General features: G+C 57.8%; 4 protein-coding genes. All 4 read right to left on the minus strand.

All coding sequences use genetic code 11. From position 1 onward, the window contains the following. Positions 1–97: 97 nt before the first annotated feature. The gene (gene topA / locus VNV36_RS06780; protein WP_325717098.1) at positions 98–2,731 is read right to left on the minus strand and encodes a type I DNA topoisomerase; all 2,634 of its coding nucleotides are present in this window, start codon (positions 2,729–2,731) and stop codon (positions 98–100) included. 114 nt (positions 2,732–2,845) lie between these two features. Then, positions 2,846–3,082, minus strand: a complete 237-nt coding sequence (locus tag VNV36_RS06785) for a DUF1653 domain-containing protein (protein ID WP_325717099.1) — start codon at positions 3,080–3,082, stop codon at positions 2,846–2,848. A gap of 93 nt (positions 3,083–3,175) precedes the next feature. Next, positions 3,176–4,351: an acetyl-CoA C-acyltransferase FadA gene (fadA, locus tag VNV36_RS06790; RefSeq protein WP_016775495.1), complete on the minus strand. Its 1,176-nt coding sequence runs from the start codon at positions 4,349–4,351 to the stop codon at positions 3,176–3,178. Between the two features lie 29 nt (positions 4,352–4,380). Further along, positions 4,381–6,528 carry a fatty acid oxidation complex subunit alpha FadB gene (gene fadB, locus VNV36_RS06795; protein ID WP_325717100.1) on the minus strand — a complete coding sequence of 716 codons (2,148 nt, stop codon included), beginning with the start codon at positions 6,526–6,528 and terminating at the stop codon, positions 4,381–4,383. Positions 6,529–6,939: the final 411 nt, after the last annotated feature.

The raw sequence follows: 6,939 nt of genomic DNA on the forward strand, positions 1-6,939 counted from the left end.
GTGTCGTGGATCAGCCGATGCCACCGCAAGCACAAAACAAAAAGGCCGCATGAAATCCCGAAGGATTCATGCGGCCTTTTCGCTGTCGGACTAACGCTTATTCAGCCTTGGCTTTTGCGCTGCGCTTGTCTTCAACCGTCCACTTGCCGCCGTCGTAGAAAGCCTTCCAGCCCGTCGGCTTGCCATCAACCTCGGTCTGCACGTATTGCTCCTTGGTCTTGCGGCTGTAGCGGATGACCGCTGGCAGACCGTCAGGATCTTTTTGCGGAGCCTCGCACAGGAAGTGATACTTCGGATCGATCTCATCCTTGTGCGGCAGAATCTCGATCACCAGCGGAGCACGGGTCTCGCGGTTTTTCGGGAACTGACTGGCCGCCAGGAACAGACCGGAGGCACCGTCACGCAGGATGTAGGTGTCGTTGACCTTTTCGCATTTCAGCTCAGGCATCTTCACCGGATCCATTTTCGGCGGCGCGGCGTCACCGCTCTTGAGCAATTTGCGGGTGTTCTTGCAAGCAGGGTTGGTGCATCCGAAGAACTTGCCGAAACGGCCGGTCTTGAGCTGCATCTCGCTGCCGCACTTGTCGCATTCCAGGCTCGGACCTTCATAGCCCTTGATGCGATAGCTGCCTTCTTCGACTTCGTAACCGGCGCAATCCGGGTTGTTGCCGCAGATATGCAACTTGCGTTTTTCGTCCAGCAGGTAGGCATCCATCGCCGTGCTGCAGATCGGGCAACGATGCTTGCCACGCAATACCAGCGATTCCGACTCGCCCTCGTCATCCGCAGCGATTTCGTCGCCTGGCACAAGGTTGACGGTCGCTTTGCAGCGCTCCTTCGGCGGCAGACTGTAGCCCGAGCACCCAAGGAACACGCCGGTCGATGCGGTACGGATCTGCATCGGCCGGCCGCACGTAGTGCAGGGAATATCAGTCATGACCGGTTGGTTGGCGCGCATGCCGTTGTCCGGGTTTTCCGCAACTTCGAGCTTCTTCTTGAAGTCGCCGTAGAACTCGTCCAGCACGTTCTTCCAGTCGCGCTCGCCCTGTGCCACGTCGTCGAGGTTCTCCTCCATGCCGGCGGTGAAGCCGTAGTCCATGAGATTGGAGAAGCTCTCCGACAAACGCTCGGTGACGATATCGCCCATCTTTTCCGAATAGAAACGCCGGTTGTGCAGAGTCACATAACCGCGATCCTGAATGGTCGAAATGATCGCTGCGTAGGTTGAAGGACGACCGATGCCGCGCTTTTCCATTTCCTTCACCAGACTGGCTTCGGAGTAACGCGCCGGTGGCTTGGTGAAATGCTGCGACGGATCGAGCTTGATCAGCTTCATCACATCGCCTTGCGCCATGTCAGGCAGCACGTCATCGTCGCCCGGCTTGGCGATCTGCGGCATCACGCGGGTGTAACCGTCGAACTTGAGGATACGGCCTTTGGCACGCAGCTCGAAGTCTCCAGCACCAACAGTAACGGTGGTCGACAGATACTGGGCCGGCAGCATCTGGCAGGCGAGGAACTGGCGCCAGATCAGCTCATACAGACGCTCAGCGTCACGCTCCATGCCCGCCAGCTTGCTCGGCGTGGTGTTGGCATCGGACGGACGAATCGCTTCGTGCGCCTCTTGTGCGCCTTCCTTGCTGCTGTAAACGTTGGGCGATTCCGGCAGGTACTTCTTACCGAATTCGTCTTCGATGTAGGTGCGCGCCATCGCCACGGCGTCGGCCGAGAGGTTGGTCGAGTCGGTACGCATGTAAGTGATGTAGCCGGCTTCGTACAGACGCTGGGCCATCATCATGGTTTTCTTCACGCCGAACCCCAGACGGTTGCTCGCCGCTTGCTGCAAAGTCGACGTGATGAACGGGGCCGATGGCTTGCTGCTGGTAGGCTTGTCTTCGCGCTTGGCGATGCTGTAGCTGGAGGACTTGAGCTTCTCCAGCGCAGCCATGGCCTGGGCTTCGTTCAGCGGTTTAAAGGCTTCGCCCTTTTCACGAGCCACTTCGAAACGCACGGTCGAGCCTTTGGTCGTGCCGAGATCAGCATGCACTTCCCAGTATTCTTCGGGGTTGAACGCACGGATTTCGCGCTCACGCTCGACCACCAGCTTCACGGCAACCGATTGCACGCGACCGGCGGACAGACCACGAGCGATCTTGGCCCACAGCAGCGGCGAAACCATGTAGCCAACGACGCGATCGAGGAAGCGTCGTGCCTGTTGGGCATTGACACGATCGATGTCCAGCTCGCCCGGCTCGGAGAAGGCTTCCTGAATCGCCTTCTTTGTGATTTCGTTGAACACCACACGCTTGTAGCGGCTGTCGTCACCACCGATGGCTTCGCGCAGGTGCCAGGCAATGGCTTCCCCCTCGCGATCCAAGTCGGTTGCGAGATAGATGGTGTCAGCATCCTTGGCGAGCCGGCGCAGTTCTTCGATGACCTTCTCTTTGCCCGGGAGAATCTCGTACTTGGCTTTCCAGCCATGCTCGGGATCGACACCCATGCGCGAGACCAGTTGCTTGCGCGCTTTGTCTTTCGGCGAGAGCACCGGACCTTCGCCCGCAGCCGCCTTGCCGCGCTTCGCGGCTGGCTCTTTGCTGGCGCTAGCCGAACCGCTGGTGGGCAGGTCTCGGATATGGCCGATACTCGACTTCACCACGTATTGGTTACCCAGATACTTGTTGATGGTCTTGGCCTTAGCCGGGGATTCCACAATGACCAGCGATTTGCCCATGGATCAGAAAATTCCTGAATTCTAGAAGTGAAAGGCGATTGGCGCCTGACGCGGCACCGCTATATATAGTTGATACAAGGTGAGGTCAAGCGCAGGGTTCTCTGCGCAGTCGCCTCAAACCTTGGGAAAAAGGCTCGGTTCGGCTTGCACCAAAGCAAAGCGCGGCACCTGCTCGCCGTCAACCTCGACCGACTCGGTGAACATGCTCAGCGGGCGTACCCAAAAGCCGCGATCGCCATACAGGGCTTGATAAAACACCACTTCTTCTTCGGTTTCGGAATGCCGCGCAACACTGAATACACGGTATTGCGGACCTTTGTAATGTTGGTAGAGCCCAGGTTGTATCGGCATGCTTCGGCCCTCACTGAAATTTTTTCAAAATAAAATAAAAAACCCAAAAACAAAAACCGGGGCACTGGGCCCCGGCTTCCATCGACGAGACGCTTAGACGCGTTCGAAGACGGTGGAGATGCCTTGGCCGAGACCAATGCACATAGTGGCCACCCCGAAGGTACCGCTATTCTGCTTCATCACGTTCAGCAGGGTGCCGGAAATACGTGCACCGGAGCAACCGAACGGGTGACCCAAGGCGATCGCGCCGCCGTGCAGGTTAACCTTCTCGTTCATCTTGTCGAGCACTTTCAGATCTTTCAGCACTGGCAGAGCCTGTGCGGCGAAAGCTTCGTTGAGCTCGAAGAAGTCGATATCGTTGATGCCAAGACCCGCACGTTTCAGGGCTTTTTGGGTTGCCGGCACTGGACCGTAGCCCATGATTGCCGGATCCACACCGGCCACCGCCATCGAGCGGATCACCGCCATCGGCTGGATACCCAGATCCTGTGCACGCTGCGCCGACATCACGATCATGCACGAAGCACCATCGGTGATCTGCGACGAAGTACCTGCCGTCACGGTGCCGCCCTTTGGATTGAATGCCGGCTTGAGCGCCGCCAGACTTTCCAGGGTGGTTTCCGGACGAATGGTTTCGTCGTAGTCGTACAGTTTCAGGAAACCGTTCTCGTCATAACCCTGCATCGGGATGATTTCGTCTTTGAACTTGCCTTCCACGGTGGCTTTGTGGGCCAACTGGTGGGAACGCACGCCAAAGGCATCCTGCTGCTCACGGGTGATGCCGTGCATCTTGCCGAGCATTTCAGCGGTCAGACCCATCATGCCCGAAGCTTTCGCTGCGTACAGCGACATGTGCGGGTTCGGATCGACACCGTGCATCATGCTGACGTGCCCCATGTGCTCGACGCCGCCGACCACGAACACGTCACCGTTGCCGGTCATGATCGCCTGCGCAGCAGTGTGCAGCGCGCTCATCGACGAGCCGCACAGACGGCTGACGGTCTGGCCGGCCGAGGTGTGCGGGATCTGGGTCATCAGCGACGCCATGCGCGCGATGTTCCAGCCCTGCTCCAGGGTCTGGTTGACGCAGCCCCAGATCACGTCCTCGACTTCTGCCGGGTCGACCTTGCTGTTGCGCTCCAGCAGTTTGCTGATCAGGTGCGCCGACATGTCTTCGGCGCGGGTGTTGCGGTGCATGCCGCCCTTGGAGCGGCCCATCGGAGTACGACCGAAGTCGACAATCACGACGTCTCTAGGATTCAAGCTCATAAGTTCACTCTCACTCTAGTTGGGGGCGCTTAACCGAAGAAGCTCTGGCCGTTCTTGGCCATTTCACGCAGCTTCGCGGTCGGGTGGTACAGCGCGCCCAAATCAGCGTACTGGTCAGCCAGGGCGACGAACTCGGCCACACCGATCGAATCGATGTAGCGCAGCGCACCACCGCGGAATGGAGGGAAACCGATACCGTAGACCAGACCCATGTCGGCTTCGGCGGCAGTTTCAACGATGCCGTCTTCCAGGCAACGCACGGTTTCCAGGCACAGCGGGATCATCATCCAATTGATGATGTCTTCATCAGTGACTTCGCGCTGCTCGTAAACGATCGGCTTGAGCACTTCCAGCACCGATGGATCGGCGACTTTCTTCTGCTTGCCTTTCTTGTCGGCCTCGTAGGCGTAGAAGCCCTTGCCGTTCTTCTGACCCAGGCGCTTGGCTTCGTAAAGCACGTCGATGGCCGAGCGACGGTCATCCTTCATGCGATCCGGGAAACCTTCAGCCATCACGTCACGACCGTGGTGACCGGTGTCGATGCCGACCACGTCCATCAGGTAGGCCGGGCCCATCGGCCAGCCGAACTTTTCCATGACCTTGTCGATACGGACAAAGTCGACACCGGCGCTGACCAGCTTGGCGAAACCGCCGAAGTAAGGGAACAGCACGCGGTTGACCAAAAAGCCCGGGCAGTCGTTGACGACAATCGGGTTCTTGCCCATTTTCTTCGCGTAGGCAACGGTGGTGGCGATGGCCAGTTCGCTGGACTTCTCGCCACGGATTACTTCCACCAGCGGCATCATGTGCACCGGGTTGAAGAAGTGCATGCCGACGAAGTTTTCCGGACGCTTGAGGGCCTTGGCCAGCAGGCTGATGGAAATGGTCGAGGTGTTGGACGCGAGGATGGTGTCCTCTTTGACTTTGTCTTCGACTTCAGCCAATACGGCCTGCTTGACCTTCGGATTTTCGACCACGGCTTCAACCACCAGGTCGACGTGACCGAAGTCGCCGTAGGACAGGGTCGGACGAATGCCGTTGAGCACTTCAGCCATTTTCGCGGCGGTCATGCGGCCTTTGTCAACGCGGCCGACCAGCAGTTTGGCGGCTTCGGCCAGACCCTGCTCGATACCGTGCTCGTTGATGTCCTTCATCAGGATCGGCGTACCTTTGGAGGCCGACTGATAGGCGATACCGCCCCCCATGATGCCGGCGCCCAGTACGGCAGCCTGCTTCACGTCTTTGGCGATTTCGTCGTAAGCCTTGGCCTTTTTCTTCAGCTCCTGATCGTTCAGGAACAGACCGATCAGGCTCTGCGCGGCAGAGGTCTTGGCCAGTTTGACGAAACCGGCAGCTTCGACTTCCAGCGCCTTGTCGCGACCGAAGTTCGCGGCTTTCTGGATGGTCTTGATCGCTTCCACCGGCGCCGGGTAGTTCGGACCGGCCTGACCGGCCACGAAACCTTTGGCGGTTTCGAAAGCCATCATCTGTTCAATGGCGTTCAACTTGAGTTTTTCAAGTTTTGGCTGACGCTTGGCCTTGTAGTCGAACTCGCCGGAGATGGCGCGCTTGATCAGCTCGAGCACAGCTTCCTGCAATTTCTCAGGAGCAACCACGGCATCAACGGCGCTGACTTTCAGAGCGTCTTCCGGACGGTTTTCCTTGCCGGCAGCAATCCACTCGATGGCATTGTCGACGCCGATCAGACGCGGCAGACGCACGGTACCGCCGAAGCCTGGGTAGATGCCCAGTTTGACTTCCGGCAGACCGATCTTGGCCTTGGTGGACATGACGCGATAGTCGGCCGCCAGGCACATTTCCAGACCGCCGCCGAGGGCGATGCCGTTGATGGCCGCGACGGTCGGGACGTTGAGGTCTTCGAAATCGCTGAAGATCTTGTTGGCTTCGAGATTGCCAGCAACCAGCTCGGCATCCGGCAGCTTGAAGTTGTCGACAAATTCGGTGATGTCGGCGCCGACGATGAATACGTCCTTGCCGCTGCTGACGATCACGCCCTTGATCGAAGCATCTGCCTTGATGGTGTCTACGGCCTGACGCAGTTCGTTCAGGGTTAGACGGTTGAACTTGTTGACGGACTCACCCTTGAGATCGAACTTCAGTTCGACAATGCCACTTTCAAGAGCCTTAACCGTGATGGCTTTACCTTCGTAAATCATCAACTGATCTCCACGATATGGAAGCTGAACAGTACACGTTGAACGCTGACTGCTGGTTCGGCATTGACGTCTCCGTCGATGCTACGCCAATCCGCCAGGCACACCCGTCAACGCGATAGTCGGGGTTCTGTAGGAGCATTCTGAAAATACAAACGCTCAATTCATACGCCCGTTTGATTTGGGTACGTCACCTTCACGGAATTTCCGACAATTGTCAATCGCCCTAAACAAGGGGCTTGAACGCGACTTTACGGTCATTTCCGTACCGCACAGATCCGCAACACGGCGCTGCATGGATAGCCATTCATAGAATCAATAATTAGAAAAGTCGCCCTAATTCCAAGCACGTTGGATTCAACCGACTACGCTGTCGGAGCGCGATTGAAGATTTTGAGCAAAGGACGTTACGAA

The sequence above is a fragment of the Pseudomonas sp. genome, assembly GCF_035554175.1.
Lineage (GTDB): Bacteria > Pseudomonadota > Gammaproteobacteria > Pseudomonadales > Pseudomonadaceae > Aquipseudomonas.